We start from the raw sequence: 21,413 nt of genomic DNA on the forward strand, positions 1-21,413 counted from the left end.
ATCTAGGTTAACTAATTGATTCATAATTAAATATTCATAATTAAGAATAAATTTTATTGTAAATTAACGAAACCACTCTATAATCTTCATTATTATGGTTTTATTAGATATATCAGTGGTTAGAATGGCTATGTCATTTTTAGTTTTTGCCGCCATTCTAAATTCTGGATGCACATCAAAGGCTCCGGGATCGAAAAATGGAGCAGCTCCGGCACCTAAAGCCGCTTCTGCTCCGGCACCTAAAGCCGCTTCTGCTCCGGCACCTAAACCGGCTGCTCCGGCACCTAAAGCCGCTTCTGCTCCGGTACCTAAACCGGCTGCTCCGGCTAAACCTGCTGCCAAATAACGCTGGCCGCTGGCATTTGTCTGCCCATGGACAATTAGACTAGTTCAGTTGGATCCACATCAAGATATTCTCGAATATCCCGTGGAAATTGAAATTTCTTCCTTAGTGTACATAGATTTTTCACCTGGACACCTATTGATCCGGTCACAAAGAAGCAGGTGGCAAATCTATACCAGTTATTTACTTTCTCTATCATGCACCTCGTTGGACCTTTCATTTCTACTGATGGATCAACGAGGTTTTTTTTCAAAAATAATTCCCAGTTTTTTGCAAAAAATTCTGCCTTAGATTCATTTCTACTCATTATAATGTGGCGAATCAATTTTCGATAGGGTGGATAGCCAAAAAGTTGTCTAATTGCCAGCTCTTCCTTCATGAAACCACAAAAATCATTCCTCCGGGCTTTGGCTATGGCAATGCATTCTGGCCTAAAAGTTTGCAGCACAACTTCACCCCTCGCATCGCCGCGCCCTGCCCTACCAGACACCTGTACAATCATTTGAAATGTCCTTTCCATGGACCGAAAGTCTTGTACATTCAGCGAAATATCACAATCAATCACACCCACCAATGTGACATTCGGAAAATCTAAACCCTTAGCTATCATCTGGGTTCCAAGCAAAATATCCACCGATCCTTTCCTAAATTCTGCCAAAATATTTTTGGCCTCATCCTTTCTTTTTATGGAATCCGAATCCATTCGAGCCAGAGATGCCTTCGGAAATATCCGGGAAATAATTTGTTCCAGTCGTTGAGTACCAACACCATTGTAAAATATTTCCAATCCACCACATTTTGGACAGTTTTTCTTTGGTGGCTCGGCATAACCACAAAAATGGCATTTCATCAGCTGTTGGCTCCGATGATAGGATAGCGACACATCGCAGTTCGGGCATCTGGCCACATGGTCGCAATTTGGGCATAAAGCCATGGGGGCATAGCCTCTTCTGTTGAGCAATAAAATTACCTGCTCATTTTTATCCAATCTGTCAAAAATCTTGTCGCATAATAAACTAGATATAACACCCTTTTCATATCTGCGGTCGATCAAATGGATCATAGGCAATACACTATTGCCAACACGTGAGGTTAACTCATTTAATTTATAACCTTTACGACTCACGTTGAAATAGGATTCCGCCGATGGCGTTGCTGAACCTAAAACGCATAGGGCATGGTTAAGCTTCGCTCGGTACACTGCCACATCTCGACCATTATACCTGGGCTGATCGTTCTGCTTATAGGATTGATCATGTTCTTCATCCACAATCACCAAGCGCAGGTTTTTCAATGGTACAAATAGTGCAGACCTGGCTCCAACCACCACCTTTGCTTGGCCAGCGGCCATAACCAACCAAGCATCCTTCCTTTCTCCATCCGAAAGATTACTGTGCCAGAGCACCACTCCATGGGCCGAAAATCGACTCCGAATTCTGTCCAATGTCTGTGGCGTTAAAGCCAATTCGGGTACCAAATATAAAACCTCTCCGCCGTGTTTTATAACATCTTCCATAACATCAAAATATACTTCAGTTTTTCCGGACCCTGTAATGCCATGGAGCAAATGCACAGAAAATAAACCCTGTCTAAAGCTGCCTCTCATAGCATCCGCCGCTGCCTGCTGAGCCTCGGTCAATACCATAGTCCGAGGATTATGGCCATCTCCATGGGTACCAATCGGATCCATCCTGATTTCATTCACAAATTCTTCGACAAATATGCCTTTATCAATCAAGCCATTAACCACATTGGCAGAAAACAATTTCAATAGCTCCTTTTTCAAACAGCTTTTGATAGATTTAAGATAATTATAGGCCTGATGTTGTTTAGGAGCCTTCCGAAGTAATTTAAGTAATTCATTATCATCCAATAGGTTAGCTATCTTTATCATCGTAGATAATTTTGCCGAAACATTCCTGCGCAAAGCGCTGGGAACAGCACATTCGAAAACGCTGGCCAATGATGCATTGTAATAATCTGATATCCAACAACATAATGACATAACATCAGCACTAACCACCGGAACATCGTAGATAATATTGGATATTTCTCGCAGCTCAAATCCATAGTCATCATTACCGTCTGAATCCACCAGATCTAGAACCACTGCCTGGACCAGATGGCGCCCCAAAGGGACCAGAACCAACATGCCAATCTTCAAAATATCCACCAGTTCATGGCGAACGGTATAAATAAGTGCCTTATTCAGAGTTGAAAATAAAACTACCTTGGCCAATTGCATAGCTAAATCTCAAAACCAACTCGATATTTCGCATCGAGAAATCTAAACATTTTTACTCCTGTGCATTTTAATATTTAAATAAACCCAGGACAACCTTATATTAAAAAAATGTATCCTAGAAATTTTATATTCGTTGGTGTATTCGGAATGGGCATGGCACCACTGGCCATATATATGGCACAGCAAGGACATACAGTTTATGGCTGGGATGACAATGAAAATGAATCCATGGCACTTTTGCTGGAAAAAAATGGCATTGTGATTCTAGCCGGTGACCATTGGCCCAAATCCATAGATCAGCTGATATATTCCAATGCCATTGGCCCAAATCATCCTATGCTTAACTATGCTAGATTGAACAAGTTAGAATACATCAAACGGGGTATATTTTTGTCAAAGATCGCTAAAAACAAAAAGCTAGTGGCCATCACCGGTTCCCATGGTAAAAGTTCTGCCACGGCTCTCCTAATCCATCTGCTTAAAGAACATAGCGTTCCATTTAGCCATATCATCGGCGCCCTGCCTAGAGATCGCTCATTTCCAGCAAATTTCGATAAAAATTCAGAACTGCTTATCTGTGAAGTGGATGAAAGCGATGGTACCATTGAAAATTTTACACCATATATCACGACCATATTGAATTTTGATGACGATCACTTGATCAACTATGGCTCCTTTGACGCCATGAAAAATGCCATTTCAAAGCTTTTTTCACAAACTAGCCACAGCATAATTGTCCCACAAACCGATGAAATGCTGGTCAATTTGGCCAAGGCCTCCGGTTCTGCTCCACGGAAATTTTGTCCGGACCCTAGCTCATTCGCTACCCACAATCTATTCGCCATTTTTAGCACCTTTGAGGCAATTACTGGCACCAAGCCAGATTTGGATAAAGTAAACAAATTCAATGGTTTACAACGCAGAGATGATTTTCTTGGTATCATTAATGGCCACGACATCTTCTGTGACTATGCCCACAATCCAGCAGAAATTTCAGCCTACATCACATCCAAAGCCGATAAAAAAAATTACATTCTGTTCCAACCCCACAGATATACCAGGACGAAACAGTACCTGGCTGAATTCTCAGAAGTTTTAAAAAAATCCATTCAAACAGTCATTCTTCCGGTGTATAAGTCCGACGAAATTGATAAAATCCCCGGTGGTACCAGCCAAGATTTGCTGAATCTATGCCACGATCATCCTACGGCTCTTGCCGAAACCAACCACGATTTACAGGAAAAAGTGTCGCAGTTTTTATCCACAACCGACGAAGCAAATTTGTTGTTCATCGGAGCAGGTAGCCTAAACCTAATGGCCAATGCCATGATAAAAGATATAAAAGCCAAAGAAATAACTAAGGAATTGCATGCCAATGGATTAGCCGATGAACTTGGATTGTCTGTGACCACAAAATTGTCGGACCATAGCACATTTAAAATAGGTGGAACGGCAAAAATTTTCACCGAACCAAGTCACCTGGATTCGCTGCTCGCATTACTATCCATCCTAAAAAAATACCAATTTCCTTGGCTCATCCTAGGCAATGGATCCAATATGCTCTTCGATGACGAAGGTTTTGCCGGCGCAGTGATAGCTCTGACCAATAAGTTTTGGAAACAAGTTATCTGGTCGGATGAAAATACAGTAACAGTCTCCGCTGGAACATCTTTGAAAACATTTTGCCATGATGTGGCAAGCCATGGGTTCTTGGATATAGCTGGTCTATGTGGCATCCCTTCCACTGTGGGCGGAGCGTTGATCATGAACGCCGGTGCCAACAATATGGAAATTTCCACACCACTGATTTCGGTTAAAATTCTAAATGCCAACGGCGAAATATGTAATATAAATAAATCTGAGCTTAAATTTAGTTACAGGTCTGGCATCGATGTAAAATCTGGCATAATACTATCTGCCCTATTCCAGTTCAAAAACAAAGCACCTCTCAAAGACATAATGGACGCATCCAAAGAGTTCACGCGCAAGAGGTTGTTATCACAGCCACTGGAACCAAGTGCCGGAAGTGTTTTTAAAAATCCACCCAGTCTGTCGGCCGGCAGATTGATCGATGACTGTGGGCTGAAAGGTACCAAAGTCGGCGGTGCATCAATCTCTCCAAAGCACGCGAATTTCATAGTAAATAACGGCCATGCTTCGGCCATCGATGTAAAAACCTTAATAAAAATTGCCCGGGAACGGGTCTATGAAAAACACGAAATTTTTTTAAATCGTGAAATTTTGTTGGCATCGGAACTAATTTGATGAGAATCGAAAAAGATAAAAAACTCCGGATGGAGCATTTATTCAGGATGGAACATTTATTCAATTGTTTACAGCAGCGTTCTGCTGGAATTTTACATCATCTGACCTGCTTGCCCAGTGATCAAGGCATAGGCTGTATCGATGGCAATGCAAAAAGCTTCCTGGATTTCCTTCGGGTAAGTAAAATAAAATACTGGCAAGTTTGCCCATTGTCTCCAACAGGTTATGGTGATTCTCCCTACCAAAGTTTATCCAGTTTCGCAGGCAATCCCTATCTGATAGATTTGAATTATTTTATAACAGAAGGTTTTCTTTCCAAAGAAGATATGAAACCTTTGGCCGAGCTTCCAAGGGACCATGTCGATTTTGCCAAATTAAATGAATTGTTCTGGCCCATAATATTCTCCGCTGCGGAAAATTTTCTCAAAAAAAATCAAAGCGAAGATTTTAATAAATTCGAAAAATCAACAAAATGGCTTGATCCATTCTGTAGATTCATGGCATTGAAAGAGTATTTTGACAAAAAACCTTGGTACCAATGGCCGGATGAGTTTTCATCCATTAGAAATCTGAAAAAACTTCCACCAAAAGTAACAAAATCCATAAACCTGCACAAAGCCATACAGTACATTTTTCATAGACAATTCTCTGACCTGAAAAACTATGCCCGACAAAATGGTGTCAAATTAATAGGAGATATCCCCATTTTTCCAGGTTTGGACAGCGCTGACCTTTGGGCTAACAGAGAAATTTTTCTATTCGATGATAAAGACCAACCTACACTGGTGGCCGGTGTCCCTCCAGACTACTTTTCGGAATCAGGACAATTGTGGGGCAATCCATTATATAACTGGCAAGTTCTCAAGAAGATAAATTACAAATGGTGGTTGGATCGCCTGGAAAGAAACCTCGAACTCTACGACGTGATTCGACTGGATCATTTCCGTGGTTTCTACGATTTCTGGGCCATACCCTTCGGCTCCGAAACGGCCAAAAATGGTTCCTGGGAGCCAGGGCCAGGTATAGATTTTTTCAAAGCTATCCGAAAAAAATTTCCGAAATTAGAATGTATTGCTGAAAATTTAGGTGATCTAAATAAAGGCGTAACCACCATGCTTGAAGCCACTGGTTTTCCAGGCATGGCCGTCTTGCAATTCGCTTTTTCAGACTTCCCCAAAAGTACTTATCTACCACATAATCAGTACCGAAACAATGTCATGTACACTGGTACCCACGATAATAATACCCTACGAGGTTGGTTTAACTCCTTGGATGAAATGGATAAACATAACCTGCGACGCTATGTAAAGTCCGACAATAATTGCATAGTCTGGGCACTCATAAATGAAGCCTATAAATCGACCTGCAATACAGCCATAATTTGCACTCAGGATATACTAGGACTGGACCACGACGCTAGACTAAATACACCTGGCACCCAAATGAATAACTGGGCATGGAGAATGACCGAAGAACAGTTTGTAGCACTGAAAAAATCCTCGGAAACCCTCAAAGAATTGGCCGAAATCTATGATCGATGATCCACGGAATTTTTTAAAAACTCCAGGGCTTTCTGCATATCCTCCGGCGTATTTATTTCTATGGTCGGACCATCAGCCATTAGCGTGCTAATGCGGAAACCATTGTCTAAAAATCTTAGCTGCTCTAATTTTTCAACGTCCTCTAACTTGCTGGACTTTAATGAGTAATATTTTAGCAAAACTTCCCTGGCATAGCCGTAAACTCCAATATGACCAAGAAAATTATAGGCCTCTAGCCATTTTGACCTGTCCTTTTCATCCCGAATAAATGGTATGGTGCTCCTTGAAAAATACATCGCCTCACCCAAAGAATTTACCACAACTTTTACCAGATTTTGATCAAAAATATCTTCGCTGTTAACGAGTTTGAATACGGGCGTGACCATCTCGCAGTCATTATTTTTGGCAAATTGTACTATTTTTTTCAATACATTTATGTCCAGTAGCGGCTCGTCAGCCTGAAGATTTATGATAAAATCACCTTCAATCCGATCCAAAGCCGAAGCAATCCTTTCGGTACCACAGGAACAATCCGGTGAAGTGGTAATCACTTTCGCGCCCCAGGACATGGCCTCTTGGCGAACCATATCTTCATCAACAAGTACCACAACCTCATCAACATCAGTAACAGCACAAGCCTTAGTCCATACGCGCTTTAGCACCGGAATGCCATCCAAGTCTGCCAAAATCTTACCCGGAAATCGACTAGACGACCATCTAGCAGGTATAGCAATAACACTATGCATAATAGAATTCTAAACTAATTTCCCCAGGTCCTTTTCTTATGCCTATTTGCCCTAGAACGCTTACTGCGTTTATGCTTATTCATTTTCAACCTACGCTTTTTTTTCAGATTCCCCATGGAAAAACCTCTATATAAATCAATTACTTAATTCAGGAGTAGGAAACCCTAATCCTGAGTAAAGCTTTTTCTTATAATTTTTTGAAAAAATGACAAAATTTTTGACATCTTTTATGCTCGATAGGTTATTCTTTACAAATCGCTTAAATTAATAAAATTTGCCATGTTGATAAGTAAGATTTCAGTCAAAAATTTGACCATGAGCTATGGAAAAACCGTGGTGATGAATAATGTGACCTTTGAGGTGAAGCCCGGTGAAATTTTTCTGATAATTGGCGAAAGTGGCTGTGGGAAAAGTACATTGCTGAAACATATGATAGGATTAAAATCCACCAAGCCGGGTACCATATTTTATGACGGCATAGATCTTATCGATGTGCTGGAGGATTCAACCAAATCCTTGGCGACACGGTTTGGAGTGCTCTACCAAAGCGGAGCGTTATGGAGTTCAATGACATTGGCAGAAAATGTGGCATTGCCGCTGGAAGAATTTGCGAATTTGCAAAAAAATAAGATTGAAGAAATCGTAAATTTTAAGCTTTCGTTGGTTGGTCTGGAAAAACATGGGCACCTGTATCCATCGGAAATTTCTGGAGGCATGCGTAAACGAGCTGGTCTGGCAAGGGCCATAGTTTTAGACCCAGACATATTGTTTTTAGATGAACCCTCCGCTGGATTGGACCCGATCAGTGCAAAAAATCTCGATGATTTGATCCTTAAAATGCGTGAAACCCTAGGCACAACCATGGTAATTGTGACTCATGACCTCTGTAGTATTTTCAAAATTGGTGATAATGCCATCTATCTAGATGCGGATTCCAAAACTGGTTTGGCCACCGGATCGCCAAATCAATTGCTTGAAAATTTTAATACTAAAGTAAAGTGCTTCCTCACCCGAGGAGAATTATGTAACAAATGAGTAAAAAATTCAGTTCATTAATCATAGGAATATTTATAGTATGTTCATGCCTTGTAATGATAGTATTCGTTATATTGTTTTCCAAAGTAAACTTTTTTCGCAGTACCACAGATTTTGCCCTATATTTTGATTCATCACTGAATGGCCTAGGCGTTGGCTCATCGGTAAAATTTAAAGGTGTTAGCGTGGGTGTGGTAAAAAAAATATCTATATTTTATGACGAAGAAAAAGACTTGGCCGTTACTCCGGTGATCATCGAAATAGACAATGCCATGTTCGACACCATTGGAAGCAAATCTAAAAATGAAGATAATACGGAGTTTTATAAAAAGCAGATCAAACAGGGCCTGGCTGCCAAATTGACATTCGAAAGCATTGTGACTGGCAAATTATTCATAGAATTGGACTACTATGGCGCGAAGAAAATTCGTACATTTTCCGTGAATAATACCCAATATAGTCAAATACCCACCACATCTTCGGGCATAGATGAATTTCTGGTAGGCACCGAACAAATAATTAAAAAAATTAGTAAAATTGATTTTATAGGTATTTCCGACAAAATATCATCCATCCTTTCCATGGTGGATCATAGCCTAACGAATACCGATCTGAAATCCATGGTCACTAGCATAACCATCGCAGCAAATTCTATAAATGATATATTCAAATTACCTGATCTTAAGCATGCTTTAAAGCGCTTCGATAAAACGTTGCACGCCATCGAAATTTTTGTATCGGCTCTAAAATCGAAGATAAATCCAGTTTCTGATAATATCCAATCTATGCTGGAAACCTGTAAAATAGCCCTTGAAAAATTTGGAAATATGTCAGAGTCCATAGACTATACTGTTTCTGGTGAAATGGAATCGAAATATGGATTAGATGATGCAATACAGGAAATAACGCGCGCAGCAAAATCATTTAGAGCACTCGTGGATTATTTGGAACGAAATCCAAATGCAATACTTTCAGGGAAATCTAGTAAAAAGAAATAATCTATGAATCATATAAAATATTTATTATTTTTTCTTCCGTCAATTTTCAGCGGATGTATGTTCTCGCCAGTAACTGATTCCACGCGATTTTATACCATGGGGATGAAGACAACGGTCGAAGCCAATGGACAAAACCATGCCATTCCCATTGGCATAAGCAAAATTTTAATACCGTCCTACCTGGATAAACCTCAGATAATTACATTGATTTCTGACAACGAAATAATCCAGGATGAGTTTAATCGATGGGCCGAACCCATAGAGGAATGCATACTTAGAGTACTGCGCGACAGGATCAATCAAAAATGCGATCAGGTAAAAATAGTAATATTTCCCTTTGATAAACACATAGATATCGATTATAAAATAAAAATCAGAATTCATGATTTCATTCCAAATGAAACTGACAAAACCGTTACTCTGTCTTCATTTTGGCGCATGACAGACAAAAACCACAATATTATTGCCAAAAAGAACTCGATAATCGTGGCCAATTACCAAATCGACCAGCAAGAAAATAAATACCTAAATATGATAGCTGGCATGGAACAAGCCATTGTACAGCTGAGCTTCGACATATCCGAAGCAATAAATGCCATTATTTTTAAAAAATAATAATTTATTTACGACCTTGCTTGGGTTTTATAAACAATGCTATGAAAAACCCGCATATGACCATTATCGGCATCACTGACATCGCTACCCGAAAATCCATAGCCGTTGGTTTGGCACTGTTTAGCATATCCAATATATAGCCAACCAATGGCTGCAATAGACCACCTACGAAAGTTACGATCATATTGACCACTGCTATGGCACTACCACTGGCATATTTCGGATTGATTTCCAGACTGGCCACAAAACATATAACCTGGGGAGCAGAGACAAAGCCAGTGATAAACAATAATATCCGAATTTCCCATAGAGAAATATGGTTTAATAACAATATTATTGCCATGAACAACGGGCACAAAATTGTGCTGACCATTAGTAGTGATTTCTTCAGTCCGGTTTTATCCGACAAAAATCCCCAAAATGGAGCACCAAACAACCAACCAGCATATAACATGGCTGTGACAAAACCGGCTTCGTCATTGGGAATACCAACCACAGCTTCGATAAATTCTTTACCCCATAGATCTCCAAAAACCGTGGTTGGCATGTACAATAAACCACCAACTATGCCAAGCAACCAGGTCTGAGGATTTTTTACCACCTCCAGAAGGCCAGTGAGAAAATTTTTATCGGAAAATTCCTCAAAATGAGCTTCTTTTCTTTTCTGTTCCCATATGGGAGTTTTTGGAACAAATAGGATTAGGATAATAGTAGAAATTATGCCAAAAATGGCCGAATAGATCCAACAGGTCTGCCAGCCCACACTGGACACAAAATCAGGAATTACCTTCAGGGCTAATATGGCACCAATAAAACCAATGGCTGTGGTTAGCCCCGAGACCAATGACAGCTTTTCCTTATGAATCCATACGGTGGCCAGGTACATGACGCCTATGAAACCAAAGCCAGAACCAAAGCCCATAAAAAATCTGGCAATGGCAAAAATCGCAACAGAATTAATTGGCAGCAAAACCATGGAACAACCAATGGTTACGATTAGACTTGCATAGGCCATAACTGCTCTGCCACCTAATCTGTCTAACATTACACCCGCCACTAACTGTACCGGAGCATAGACATAATAGTATATGCTAGATGCTGTGCCGAAAATACCAGCACTTACTTCATAATGAGACTGCATCTCTTGTAACATCGCTCCCGGAGCAACCCTTACGAACAGCTCATAAAAATAAAAGAAAACTGCCGCTAACCATACAAACCATGCCATTAATTGACAAGAATCTTTTGCTTTTTCTATTTCATGCATTTATATCTAGGGCAAACTACTGGGTGCCATCGGCTGAGCAAGTAAATTTTTCCATATTTTTACAATAAATTCTGATTATCCCAACATCTTTCGGTGGCCATTAAAAATATTTCCTCTAGTGAAAGCTTTTTTTCAACCATTTCAAGCAATTTCCATTCGGTATAACGTACGATCTTTTCTCTGATATCCAACGGCTCAGCATCGCCATCGATGATAATACTAAATTCATGGATATTTAAATCTATATCCGAATTTATCTCAGAAAATACACAGCCATGGACACTGTGTTTAAATTTATCGATGATGCTGATGTCACAGAGAACTTTAACCTCCATCGATCTATGGCGAATAAATCTATTTCTCAGCTCAGAAATACTTCCATTGGCAACTAAATTACCATGATTGATTATGATTATACGATCACAAAGAGCATCAATTTCGGAAAGTATATGACTCGAGATCAGCATGGTTTTTTTTCCACGAAAGGTTTCGATGAGATCTCTGAAAATTATCATCTGATGGGGATCTAGACCTATGGTGGGCTCATCCAATAGAATCAGATCTGGATCACCCAAAAAGGCATCAGTTATACCAATCCTTTGCCTATAACCTTTTGATAACGTACCTATTATGCGATAACGAGCTTTTCTAAAAATATCCGTCATGCGCATCAACTTTTCCACATGTAATCGGACTAATTTTTTGGGAATTCCTTTCAATGTGGCCCGTAATCTGAGAAATTCTCCCACTCGCAATTTTTCAGGCAAGGGATTTTTTTCCGGCATAAACCCAATATGTTTTCTAATTAGGTGGGAATCATAGGCCACCGAATTTCCACAAACTTCCACATTTCCACTGGTGGCATCCAATAACCCAACTATTATATTAAGTGCCGTTGATTTGCCTGCCCCATTGGGCCCAAGCAATCCGACCACTTCACCCTTTTCCACTGAAAATGAAACATCATCTATTACGGTTATGCCATGGTATTTTTTTGTCAATTGATCAACTTTCAATATGGGGTTAGACAGCATAATCATAAATCACCCATGGCTATTCACCCATAATCCTGTCCGGCTCGATGTAATTTTTAACATAATCGGCCACCGCATCACCCAATGAAGTTATGGTCTTGGCATAGCCAAGCCTTCGGAGCTTTCCCAGATCCGCCTTGGTATAATATTGATATATATCGATCAGATGTTCTGGCATAGCCACAAAATCTATATTCACTGGCCGACCAAGAGCCTCGAATACCGGCGTAACTAATTCAATCCAGCTATGGGCTTTGCCGGAACCCACATTGAATAGCCCACCAGTGGACCTGCCATCCATTGATGAATCCACCATGGCCAGAAATATGGTGATATCCACCGCATCCTTTACATAGATAAAATCTCTGAGTTGTTCACCGTCTTTGTAATCCGGCCTATGACTCTTGAATAATTTTACCACGCCATCGCCGATGATCTGATCATAGGCTTTGCGAACCATACTAATCATGGTTCCTTTGTGGTTTTCATTGGGGCCAAAAACATTAAAATACTTTAAGCCGTAGATCTTATCTAAAAATCCATGGCCTTTGGCATAACAATCAAATAAGTGTTTCGAATAACCATACATGTTCAACGGCCGAAGATCATAGAGATGCTCATCATCATCAGACATTCCTCGGCTTCCATTGCCATAGGTTGCTGCCGATGAGGCATATACAAATCTGCAGTCACGGGCCATAGCGAACTTTGCCAATGCCTTTGTATATTCGAAATTATTTTTAATAAGATAATCACAATCTGATTCCGTTGTGATCGCACAGGCCCCAAGGTGAAATATGGTCTCAATATCCTTTAAAACCATATCATTGGAAGATATACGACTTAGCAATTCATCGGCATCAATATAATCATCGAAGCGCAATGGGATCATATTCCTAAATCTATAATCTTTTCCCAGTCGATCACAGATCAATAGGTTTTCAAGTCCTCGACTATTCAACTCTCTCACCAATGCACTGCCTATAAAACCAGCGCCACCGGTTACTAATATTTTACCCTTGGAAAGATCTCTCATAGTATCTGCTTTTTCAAATTCTGGTTATCGTAAAGATGTTTATATATGGAAGCTTTTGTATTTAATAATTCATCCGGCGTGCCCATTTCAGCCACTTTACCGTCGCTTAGCACGATCACCTGATCGACCATGGACATCATGCTAAATCTATGGGAAATTATTATTACTGTCCGATTTTTAACCAATTCTTTTATGGCTTTGTAAATTTTGTGTTCGCTATCCGAATCCAATGCCGAAGTGGCTTCATCCAGGATCAATATCTGTGAATCTCTCAAAAATGCCCGAGCCAATGCTAACCTCTGCTTTTGGCCACCGGATAAAAAGCTACCATCTTCGCCTATGACCGTATCGTAACCATTTTCTAGTTTTTCGATAAAATCATTGGCAAAGGCCTTTTTGGCGGCCACAATGACATCGTCACGGCTGGCAGATAAATTCCCCCAGATTACATTATTAAATACCGTGTCGTTTACCAATACAGGTTCCTGTGGCACAATGGCTATGTTTCTTCGTAGGTCTTTCAGAGCCATATTCTTAACATCTATGCCATCGATGCTAACTGATCCTGAATTCACATCATAAAACCTCATAATTAGATTTGCCAGCGTGGATTTTCCAATGCCGCTGTGTCCGGCAACGGCATAAATTTTTTCACTATCCATATGCAAATTCATGCCATTGAAAACATTTTTTTCATTGTCATAGGAAAACTTCACGTTATCGAACCTGATAAATCCTTTTAGCCGCGAAACTTTGGCTGGTATAACTGGATCTTTTATGGGTTCCGGCTCATTTAATATATTTTCTATCCTATCTATGCCTGCCATGGCCTCCTGAATTTTACCATTTAGCCATCCAATCCTTTTTATTGGCTCATAGCTAATATATAATGCGCCACACAATGATAAAAACACATCTGCCTTGATCCCCTTCTCATATAAATAGAACATGGCGATGCCTACACCAACCGAAGCTATAATTTCCACCACCGGAGATACAAGTATGTTATATTTAACAACCTTAAGAAATGCATCGGAAAAATTATGGCAGGCTAATCTGTACTTAGAAGTGGAATAACTTTCCAAACAAAATGCCCTTATTTCTTTTATTGCAGCCAGGTTATGATTTAGATTATTGATGATCTTAGCTGTCTCATTTTGCATTTTTCCGGATTTATCCCGGAGCTTCCTGCCGAATTGGCGTATGGGAAGAATAATCATTGGAAGGATCATCATAAATAGCATCAATATGGTCAAGGCGGATTGATGAAAGCACAGATAAACTAAAAAGCCCACAGCACCTATCAATGTCACTGGCTGTTTTATCAAATCGTGGGAGATTTCCATCAGTGTATTTTGGATGATGGTTGTGCTATTAATGGACCGAGAAATGAGATCACTGGGCGGCACATGATAGAAATAGGCCAATGGCAATCTTTGCATTTTTTTAAATATCAGTACTCGTATCTCTTGAACTATTTTTTGACCACAGAATGCTATAAAATATGAACTTATGATCGAAGAAATACCCCTAATTGTCATCACAATAAACGGCAATGTGCAAAATAATGCAATGATTGAAGATGAGACATCGTCCTGATTAAATACTTTATTTGAAGCGGCTTTGATAACCACAGGAATACCTAAACCACTGGCAATACCTGTGGTCGCACCGAATAATAAGGCCATGAATACCTCGGCCTCGGCACCTTTTAAATACTTCAGATATTTGAATATTCTATTTATTCCATAATTGCTATTATTATTACTCATGAGAAAGCGCCAAACAATTCACCCTAGGTCAGTTGCCATCCATCGATTGTCCAGTATGTTTTAATAACCTATCCATGATAGTTATTTATTATTCATTCGAATTTATCATCCCCTCATGTAACAGATCTCCATCCAGGCTCCATTTTTTCTTTCACTGAGCATAAATGAATCCCAATATCTCTTAACCAGTGGATCAAAGGCATCTTTTACTGTCATACTTTCTTCAATCAGTATGCCACTAAGCGAGAGCATACCGTATTGTTTTACCGTATTCACTAGAATTGAAGCACTTTCTATCAATGTGGGAGCTAGCACATTGGCACAGATCAAATCTGCCTGATGGCCAAGTATACATTCCTGGATATTTCCTTTGGCAAACTCAATGCCTTCGGAAATACCATTTACCTTGGCATTTTTCAGACTAATTTCTATGGCTTGCTTGTCTATGTCGAACCCATATACATTGGCCATGCCGAATTTTGCTGCAGCCAGTGATAGTATGCCTGAGCCACATCCCACATCTATGAAATTTTTCAAAAACAATACATCTCGAAATAGATTTTTAAAATCTATTATCCTAGCCAAGCATAGCTTCGTGGTTTCATGGGCTCCGGTACCGAAGGCCATTTCGGCATCTATGTATACAGCAACTCCTCCTCCTTCTGGAATTTCATAGGTCTCTTTTTCCCATATGGGGACGATATGCAACCTACCAATATTAAATGGTGTTATAAATTTCTTATATTCATTGGCCCAGTCTTTCCTCATGACCTTCTCCACCATGAACATGTCAAGACTCAACTCGGCGAACTCACTGGCGATCACTGCAATATCCTCGGAGGTAACCTTCTGAAAATATCCACTCAATGTGATACCACTATCTTCGATCTCGATAACCCATTCAGATAACTGCCTACTCTGGATGAAATCATTTATTCTATCGGCCATATCCGCCGATGGTAATTTAACAAACGCTCTTTCCACTTTATTTTGTCTTCATATTTTTAATAAAATAATGCCTATCTTCTGCTTCAAAAAAAGATGTTCCAACGACAAGTATATCTGCACCAACATCATAGCATGCATGACTATTAGCTGCGTTGATGCCGCCGTCAACCTCTATAAAATATTTTAGATCATTTATTTTTCGAAATTCTGCTAAATGCTTTATTTTTTCAATGGTCGATGATTCAAATTTTTGGCCACAAAAGCCCGGCCACACGGACATAACCACTATCACATCAATTTGACAAAGATAGTCTACTATGCTATCCACTCCGGTTCCTGGATTTATGGCCAAACCAACCCTACGCTGAGCAGACCTTAGGTCATTAAAAATCATAGAAATATTTGAAGAGCATTCGGCGTGAATCGTCAGACCATCGGCCCCAGCATCAATGAATTTTTTTACAAAACCTTCAGGATTCATTAGCATTAAATGTACGTCAAAAAACAAGTCACTACCGGTCCTAAGTTCTGCAACGGTCTCCGGACCAAAGCTTAAATTTGGCACAAAATGTCCATCCATTATGTCCAAATGTACCATGCCAACTCCACTTTTATCTATGGCATCCAAACTTGCCTGCAGATTGGAATGGTTACCGGCAAATATGGATGGAGCTATTATCTTTTGATCCATAACCTGCCCATGGATGTATGATCATATGCACGATCTTTTTCGCCAGTTCATCACAAACCTTTGGCATAGCTTGATACCTTCTAGATTGATAGTTGGCATCGGTCAACAGATCCATTTCAACGCCAACCATTTCATTGGAGAAATATTCTTTGCCGGTTTTTCCATCGGTTAATGTGCAAGTGGCCCTGAGAGAAATGGCTAGATAGGAAGCCAATTCGGTGTCACTGCTGGATGTGGCCGAGGTTTTTTGATCTGATGCCATGACTGTCACGCTGAGAACGGCATCGGCATCGGCTTCATTGGTTAAGATTAGCCTACTATCTCTGGCAAATTCATCGCCCAGTTTCCGTGTGATAAAGGCTTGAATTTGTGGCACAAATGATTCATTGCCAACAATTTTAACGCACATACTTTCGAAGGGCAATGACTCGCTTTTACCCAGATGATAACTGGAAGAGCATCCGATCAATAGCAGGGATAAAAATATGGTGTAATATGATAAAAAATTTAGCATCGATTCATTGGATCATCGCAGCTCATTTAGAACCATTTCTATTTTTTAATTGATCGGTGGCAATGGTTTCATTTTTTGCCGGTGGAAAATTTTTATCATCATCCTTCTGATCCATGGCAGAATTCTTGGCCAATGAATCGATTTTAAGATCATCAGTATTGGGTCTATCAGTATCTGATGTATCTACACAACCATCTTTGACCCATGCCGATATGTCCTGCTTTTCGTATTTCTTAAACAAAAAGTCCACCGGCGTCTTGACCGGCGGCACACCTTCGACCAAGTCATTCATCTTGGCCATAACATTGGCCTTCAATTCATCGCTGCAATTCACGCTAGCCGCAGCCTTATACATGACATAGGCAGCCTTTGGATTATGTTTAGCGTTGTAATAAAAATCGCCCATGTTCATATTGGTTTTCATCACTTCCACCAACAATTTATCAATTTGTTCTTTAGCAAAACCAAACATCTCGTGCTTTGGAAATAGAACAATGAAGTCATTATAATAATCCAGCGCAAGGCAAACCGCCTTCTGATCATAGTCAGGCCCCTTTCCAAGGCTTTGATACATGTCAGCCATGGCCAAATAGGCATCTGGCAACAGAGATGAAGTTGGGTATTCATCTATGAGTCTATCCAAAGCCGCAAAGGCCAAATCATATTTCTTAGCCCTTCGATGGACCTTGTATATATTAAAAAGAGCCTCCTGTGCCTGATCGGTAAATGGAGCATTTTTTACTACCTTATCGTAGTGCTTAACCGAGGAGTTGCGATCCTTAAAGCCTGGTATTAGGCCAAAATAATGAGGCCTTTCACCGCGTTGCAATGCCTTGGCTATTTCAAACTGCTTCCCAACCGCCGCTTCAAAAAGTGGACTATTATTATGCTTTAATATTATTTCATTGAACGAATCACAGGCGTTATCATATTGATGTCTATCAAGGTAAATTTCACCACGCAGAAACAGTGCTTCGGTGATGATCGACGAATTTTTATGCTTTTTTATAATGTCATCACATATTTTTAAAGCACCTTTCCTGTCGCCACAACCATAACAATTTTCTGCATCTCTAAACATTTTTACGATAGCACTATCATCATAGATTTTCCTACCTTTAGCCATTATTCTAGCTCGACGACTACCAACCAAAGTATTTTTTTTAGGTGTCGTACAAGAAGTTACAAAAACACATAACATTAGTGCAAAAAAACAAAAAACAAAACGATTATTAGACATTCAGATAACCTATTAACTTAACACACCACAGTAAAATTACCAATTGCATATTCTCAACTAAAATTTACTTCCATTTTATAATAGATGCACCCCAGGTCATTCCAGCACCGAATGCCACAAGCAAAACCATATCTCCGGTTTTAATTTTTCCAATCTTGATAGCTTCATCCAAGGCTATGGGTATCGATGCTGCCGATGTATTGGCCCTGCGATTGAGATTACAAAATAACTTATCGCGACCAATATTAGCCCTTTCGGCCACCATATTTATTATCCTCATATTGGCCTGATGAGGAATTACGCAATCCATATCATTGGCCGTCAAGTTATTGCGTTTCAATATAATATCCATGGATTCTCCCATGTATTTTATGGCATTGCGAAATACTTCTCGGCCATCCATTTTTATGCAATGGTCCTTACCCATGACCGTTGTTCCGGAAGCTGGTTTGGCTGAACCACCGGCTGGTATGGTCAATAAATGTGATCCAGATCCATCGGCTCCGATGAATACATCTATGATACCCTCGTAGTCTCCTTTGCTCACCACAGCTGCTCCGGCTCCATCGCCAAATAAGACACAGGTGGACCGATCTTCCCAATTAACCATCGCAGATAATTTTTCGCTACCAATGATCAAAATATTTTTATAATTCTTATTGCTAAGCAGGCAGCTACGTGCCAGTTCCAGAATATACATAAAACCAGAACAGGCCGCTCCCACATCCAGGGCCGGAATCGATCTACAACCCAAAAGTTTTTGCACGACACAGGCCGTAGATGGACAGATCATATCCGGGGCCATGGTTGCTAGTATTATCATATCCACATCTGCTGGAGTTAGATTGGCATCGGCCAATGCGGCCTTAGCTGCCATGAATCCCATGTAAGATGTGGTTTCCATCTCCGAAGCAATATGTCTAAATTCTATGCCAGTACGTTCAATGATCCATTCATTCGAAGTATCGACGGTTTCGGCAATGTCGTGATTTGTCAAGACTTTTCCTGGCAGATGGGATCCAACCCCACTTATATAGATAGCTTTAGGCATGACCTAATTGCATGATTCACGACAATTTTTTTTTTACAAGCAATAAAACCTAATGACCGATAATCTCATTGGTTTTTATAATTAGATCGGCCTCCATTTCATTCACATCACCAGCCGAAAGATCCGAAGCTATTTTTACCGCATTTTTAACAGAATTTCTATTGCTTGCTCCATGGGCTTTCAACACAATTCCCTTCAATCCAAGCAATGGCGCTGCACCATATCTTTCCGGATTTAACCTAGATTTCAAATCCAAGAAAGCCCCTTTGGCCAACAATGCACCAAGCATCCGAAGTGGATTTTTTTTGAGTTCTTTTTTAAGGCCATTGGCCAGCGTAAAGGCAACACCTTCCAAAGCTTTTAGCAATACATTCCCCACAAAACCATCACAAACAACAACATCGGCATAATTTTCAAAAAGCTGAAACCCTTCGATCAATCCAATATAGGAAATAATTCCATTCATTTTTTTTAAGATTTCATGGGCTAGCTGGCTTAGATCATTGCCTTTGCCCTCTTCGGTTCCAATGGTCATCAGCGCAATCCTTGGCTTTTCAATGCCCAGCACAGATTTACAATACATCGACGCGAGCACCGCATTATGCGCCATATTAATCACTGTGGAGTTTGGATTCGCACCCACATCTACCAATACAAAATGCCTATCCATGGACGGAATAACCGAAGCCAATGCCGGACGATCTATGCCATCCTTTAGCCTTATTTTCAACGTGCTGCCAGCCATTAAACTGCCAGTATTCCCACAACTCAACATGGCCGACGCAGAACCGTTTTTCACAAGTTCTATGGCTCGAAGCATTGATGAATCTTTCTTGGTCTTCAGTGCAACCAAAGGTTTTTCTGCCATACCAATGACTTCGGAAGCATGAACAACCGAAATCTGATCATTCTGACTAGCTCCATGCTTAGCAAGACATCTGGAGATGATTCCGTTGTCACCCACCAATACTATATCGGCCAAGTTGCCATACTCCTCCATTGCTTCAAGGACTCCCAGGATCAATTCCTCCGGGCCTGCATCTGAGCCCATCACATCAACGGCAACAGACCTACCTTGGTTATGCATCAGCAATTAGTCAGCATCATCGTTGAGATCAATGACCTGTCTTCCTCTATAAATACCAGTTTCTGGATTCACATGGTGAAGTCTAAACAGTGAACCATCAGACTTATCTGTCGAAAACTGCGGTGCAATAAACCTATTGGCTCCACGTCTTTTACGACTTCTTTGTTTGGATTGTTTTCTTTTGGGCTGTGCCATCTAATACCTCCTTGATAATTTTTATTGATTTAAGTAGTCACTCCATGGTTCGTCAAGGTCTTTTTAGCAAAGAATACAAATTTCATTCATTTGACATTGTCACCACAATCTCTAAACTATATTAAACTCATGCGAAAATTATATGGATTTACACTAATGGAAATGCTTCTCGCCATAAGCATAGGAGCAATAGTTCTGACTGGCTGTGCGTCCACTGCCATAACCTTTATGAGCCTATGGAGCAAAGAAGGCAAACATGATTTATCCAGAGAAAAGGAATATAGTGTTAATAAAACTCTTGCTGGAGAAATATTTAAAGCTTCATTTGGCTCTGCAGATAACATAGATTTCAGCTCTCTACCAGGAAGCAATAACCTTGGCGACACATACCTTCATTGGCGTTCCTATGACAAAGCATTGCCATTTATTTCCAATGCAGCCAAGGCGATATTCATAGATTATTGGCTTGTTTTTGATAAAGAACACAAAGAATTAAGCATACATTATGACCCCAAGCTGAAACCCACAACCTCGTCTTCAGCAGCATCTTCAGGAATTCCGAAGGTCAACAAAATCACCCTATTGGCTAATTGCAATGGCCTTAAATATCTATATTTCACTCCAGGCTCAAACAATCAGATGGGTAAATGGGAAAGCAAAGAAAAGCCCGAAGAGATAAATGAAAATGGCACCCATAAATGGCTTATTCCGGATTCTTTGGTAATTTCCGTTGACAAAGCTCATGGCAGAAGCTGAACGGTATTTTAACAAAGTAATTTGATCTTTTATT

Annotated in this window: 21 protein-coding genes; 6 read left to right on the forward strand and 15 right to left on the reverse strand. The window is 40.1% G+C overall.

From position 1 onward, the window contains the following. Positions 1 to 63: 63 nt before the first annotated feature. Both LBH49_01515 and priA read right to left on the reverse strand, forming a co-directional pair. Positions 64 to 342: a hypothetical protein gene (locus tag LBH49_01515; protein MDR0351306.1), complete on the reverse strand. Its 279-nt coding sequence runs from the start codon at positions 340 to 342 to the stop codon at positions 64 to 66. Between the two features lie 38 nt (positions 343 to 380). After that, positions 381 to 2,582, reverse strand: a complete 2,202-nt coding sequence (gene priA, locus LBH49_01520; protein ID MDR0351307.1) for a primosomal protein N' — start codon at positions 2,580 to 2,582, stop codon at positions 381 to 383. A 114-nt stretch (positions 2,583 to 2,696) separates the two neighbouring features. On the opposite strand from priA, the gene murB reads away from it, so the two are divergent. Both murB and malQ read left to right on the forward strand, forming a co-directional pair. After that, positions 2,697 to 4,853 carry a UDP-N-acetylmuramate dehydrogenase gene (murB, locus tag LBH49_01525; GenBank protein ID MDR0351308.1) on the forward strand — a complete coding sequence of 719 codons (2,157 nt, stop codon included), beginning with the start codon at positions 2,697 to 2,699 and terminating at the stop codon, positions 4,851 to 4,853. Beyond that, on the forward strand, positions 4,853 to 6,394 hold the full coding sequence (gene malQ / locus LBH49_01530; protein MDR0351309.1) for a 4-alpha-glucanotransferase: 1,542 nt from the start codon (positions 4,853 to 4,855) through the stop codon (positions 6,392 to 6,394). The genes murB and malQ overlap by 1 nt, the downstream gene beginning before the upstream one ends. Here malQ and kdsB read toward each other — a convergent pair. Then, positions 6,382 to 7,140: a 3-deoxy-manno-octulosonate cytidylyltransferase gene (gene kdsB, locus LBH49_01535; GenBank protein ID MDR0351310.1), complete on the reverse strand. Its 759-nt coding sequence runs from the start codon at positions 7,138 to 7,140 to the stop codon at positions 6,382 to 6,384. The two genes, malQ and kdsB, sit on opposite strands and share 13 nt — an antisense overlap. 14 nt (positions 7,141 to 7,154) lie before the next feature. Then, positions 7,155 to 7,256, reverse strand: a complete 102-nt coding sequence (locus tag LBH49_01540; GenBank protein ID MDR0351311.1) for an AURKAIP1/COX24 domain-containing protein — start codon at positions 7,254 to 7,256, stop codon at positions 7,155 to 7,157. A gap of 163 nt (positions 7,257 to 7,419) precedes the next feature. Here LBH49_01540 and LBH49_01545 point away from each other — a divergent pair, with 163 nt between their 5' ends. The 3 genes from LBH49_01545 to LBH49_01555 are packed head-to-tail and all read left to right on the forward strand — an operon-like array spanning position 7,420 to position 9,788. Further along, complete coding sequence (locus LBH49_01545) at positions 7,420 to 8,175, forward strand: ATP-binding cassette domain-containing protein (protein MDR0351312.1); 756 nt, start codon at positions 7,420 to 7,422, stop codon at positions 8,173 to 8,175. Then, positions 8,172 to 9,173 (forward strand): MlaD family protein, encoded by a 1,002-nt coding sequence (locus tag LBH49_01550; GenBank protein MDR0351313.1) that lies wholly within the window; start codon positions 8,172 to 8,174, stop codon positions 9,171 to 9,173. The genes LBH49_01545 and LBH49_01550 overlap by 4 nt, the downstream gene beginning before the upstream one ends. A 3-nt stretch (positions 9,174 to 9,176) precedes the next feature. Next, the gene (locus LBH49_01555; protein ID MDR0351314.1) at positions 9,177 to 9,788 is read left to right on the forward strand and encodes a PqiC family protein; all 612 of its coding nucleotides are present in this window, start codon (positions 9,177 to 9,179) and stop codon (positions 9,786 to 9,788) included. Between the two features lie 4 nt (positions 9,789 to 9,792). Here the strand turns inward: LBH49_01555 and LBH49_01560 are convergent, their stop codons facing one another. The 11 genes from LBH49_01560 to rpmF form a co-directional block, all read right to left on the reverse strand. Continuing rightward, positions 9,793 to 11,016, reverse strand: coding sequence for an MFS transporter (locus LBH49_01560; protein MDR0351315.1), 1,224 nt, complete (start codon positions 11,014 to 11,016; stop codon positions 9,793 to 9,795). 98 nt (positions 11,017 to 11,114) lie between these two features. Further along, positions 11,115 to 12,095 carry an ABC transporter ATP-binding protein gene (locus LBH49_01565; protein ID MDR0351316.1) on the reverse strand — a complete coding sequence of 327 codons (981 nt, stop codon included), beginning with the start codon at positions 12,093 to 12,095 and terminating at the stop codon, positions 11,115 to 11,117. 13 nt (positions 12,096 to 12,108) lie between these two features. Then, positions 12,109 to 13,125, reverse strand: coding sequence for an ADP-glyceromanno-heptose 6-epimerase (gene rfaD / locus LBH49_01570; protein ID MDR0351317.1), 1,017 nt, complete (start codon positions 13,123 to 13,125; stop codon positions 12,109 to 12,111). Next, positions 13,122 to 14,897: an ABC transporter ATP-binding protein/permease gene (locus tag LBH49_01575; GenBank protein MDR0351318.1), complete on the reverse strand. Its 1,776-nt coding sequence runs from the start codon at positions 14,895 to 14,897 to the stop codon at positions 13,122 to 13,124. Before LBH49_01575 ends, rfaD begins: the two co-directional genes overlap by 4 nt. A 105-nt stretch (positions 14,898 to 15,002) precedes the next feature. Beyond that, complete coding sequence (locus LBH49_01580; GenBank protein ID MDR0351319.1) at positions 15,003 to 15,881, reverse strand: 50S ribosomal protein L11 methyltransferase; 879 nt, start codon at positions 15,879 to 15,881, stop codon at positions 15,003 to 15,005. Position 15,882: 1 nt separating this feature from the next. Then, a complete protein-coding gene (rpe, locus tag LBH49_01585; protein MDR0351320.1) occupies positions 15,883 to 16,536 on the reverse strand; it encodes a ribulose-phosphate 3-epimerase in 654 nt (217 codons plus the stop codon). Then, on the reverse strand, positions 16,496 to 17,050 hold the full coding sequence (lptE, locus tag LBH49_01590) for an LPS assembly lipoprotein LptE (GenBank protein MDR0351321.1): 555 nt from the start codon (positions 17,048 to 17,050) through the stop codon (positions 16,496 to 16,498). Before lptE ends, rpe begins: the two co-directional genes overlap by 41 nt. A gap of 22 nt (positions 17,051 to 17,072) precedes the next feature. Further along, on the reverse strand, positions 17,073 to 18,251 hold the full coding sequence (locus tag LBH49_01595; GenBank protein ID MDR0351322.1) for a tetratricopeptide repeat protein: 1,179 nt from the start codon (positions 18,249 to 18,251) through the stop codon (positions 17,073 to 17,075). Between the two features lie 103 nt (positions 18,252 to 18,354). Beyond that, positions 18,355 to 19,341 (reverse strand): ketoacyl-ACP synthase III, encoded by a 987-nt coding sequence (locus tag LBH49_01600; GenBank protein MDR0351323.1) that lies wholly within the window; start codon positions 19,339 to 19,341, stop codon positions 18,355 to 18,357. Between the two features lie 49 nt (positions 19,342 to 19,390). After that, positions 19,391 to 20,428, reverse strand: a complete 1,038-nt coding sequence (plsX, locus tag LBH49_01605) for a phosphate acyltransferase PlsX (protein ID MDR0351324.1) — start codon at positions 20,426 to 20,428, stop codon at positions 19,391 to 19,393. A gap of 6 nt (positions 20,429 to 20,434) precedes the next feature. Next, a complete protein-coding gene (rpmF, locus tag LBH49_01610) occupies positions 20,435 to 20,623 on the reverse strand; it encodes a 50S ribosomal protein L32 (GenBank protein ID MDR0351325.1) in 189 nt (62 codons plus the stop codon). Between the two features lie 129 nt (positions 20,624 to 20,752). Between rpmF and LBH49_01615 the strand changes: the two genes are divergently transcribed. Next, positions 20,753 to 21,379 (forward strand): prepilin-type N-terminal cleavage/methylation domain-containing protein, encoded by a 627-nt coding sequence (locus tag LBH49_01615; protein ID MDR0351326.1) that lies wholly within the window; start codon positions 20,753 to 20,755, stop codon positions 21,377 to 21,379. Positions 21,380 to 21,413 lie beyond the last annotated feature (34 nt).

This window comes from Puniceicoccales bacterium, from assembly GCA_031255005.1.
Taxonomy (GTDB): domain Bacteria; phylum Verrucomicrobiota; class Verrucomicrobiia; order Opitutales; family LL51; genus JAIRTH01.

Bases quoted from the DNA above. Each gene is read 5' to 3' on its own strand.
- LBH49_01555 (MDR0351314.1), top strand. From the start codon at position 9,177: ATGAATCATATAAAATATTTATTATTTTTTCTTCCGTCAATTTTCAGC.
- LBH49_01550 (MDR0351313.1), top strand. From the start codon at position 8,172: ATGAGTAAAAAATTCAGTTCATTAATCATAGGAATATTTATAGTATGT.
- rpmF (MDR0351325.1), bottom strand. From the start codon at position 20,623: ATGGCACAGCCCAAAAGAAAACAATCCAAACAAAGAAGTCGTAAAAGA.
- LBH49_01600 (MDR0351323.1), bottom strand. From the start codon at position 19,341: ATGCCTAAAGCTATCTATATAAGTGGGGTTGGATCCCATCTGCCAGGA.
- plsX (MDR0351324.1), bottom strand. From the start codon at position 20,428: ATGCATAACCAAGGTAGGTCTGTTGCCGTTGATGTGATGGGCTCAGAT.
- murB (MDR0351308.1), top strand. From the start codon at position 2,697: ATGTATCCTAGAAATTTTATATTCGTTGGTGTATTCGGAATGGGCATG.
- LBH49_01595 (MDR0351322.1), bottom strand. From the start codon at position 18,251: ATGTTATGTGTTTTTGTAACTTCTTGTACGACACCTAAAAAAAATACT.
- LBH49_01565 (MDR0351316.1), bottom strand. From the start codon at position 12,095: ATGATTATGCTGTCTAACCCCATATTGAAAGTTGATCAATTGACAAAA.
- kdsB (MDR0351310.1), bottom strand. From the start codon at position 7,140: ATGCATAGTGTTATTGCTATACCTGCTAGATGGTCGTCTAGTCGATTT.
- lptE (MDR0351321.1), bottom strand. From the start codon at position 17,050: ATGCTAAATTTTTTATCATATTACACCATATTTTTATCCCTGCTATTG.
- rpe (MDR0351320.1), bottom strand. From the start codon at position 16,536: ATGGATCAAAAGATAATAGCTCCATCCATATTTGCCGGTAACCATTCC.
- LBH49_01545 (MDR0351312.1), top strand. From the start codon at position 7,420: ATGTTGATAAGTAAGATTTCAGTCAAAAATTTGACCATGAGCTATGGA.
- malQ (MDR0351309.1), top strand. From the start codon at position 4,853: ATGAGAATCGAAAAAGATAAAAAACTCCGGATGGAGCATTTATTCAGG.
- LBH49_01560 (MDR0351315.1), bottom strand. From the start codon at position 11,016: ATGGCATGGTTTGTATGGTTAGCGGCAGTTTTCTTTTATTTTTATGAG.
- rfaD (MDR0351317.1), bottom strand. From the start codon at position 13,125: ATGAGAGATCTTTCCAAGGGTAAAATATTAGTAACCGGTGGCGCTGGT.
- LBH49_01615 (MDR0351326.1), top strand. From the start codon at position 20,753: ATGCGAAAATTATATGGATTTACACTAATGGAAATGCTTCTCGCCATA.
- LBH49_01540 (MDR0351311.1), bottom strand. From the start codon at position 7,256: ATGGGGAATCTGAAAAAAAAGCGTAGGTTGAAAATGAATAAGCATAAA.
- LBH49_01575 (MDR0351318.1), bottom strand. From the start codon at position 14,897: ATGAGTAATAATAATAGCAATTATGGAATAAATAGAATATTCAAATAT.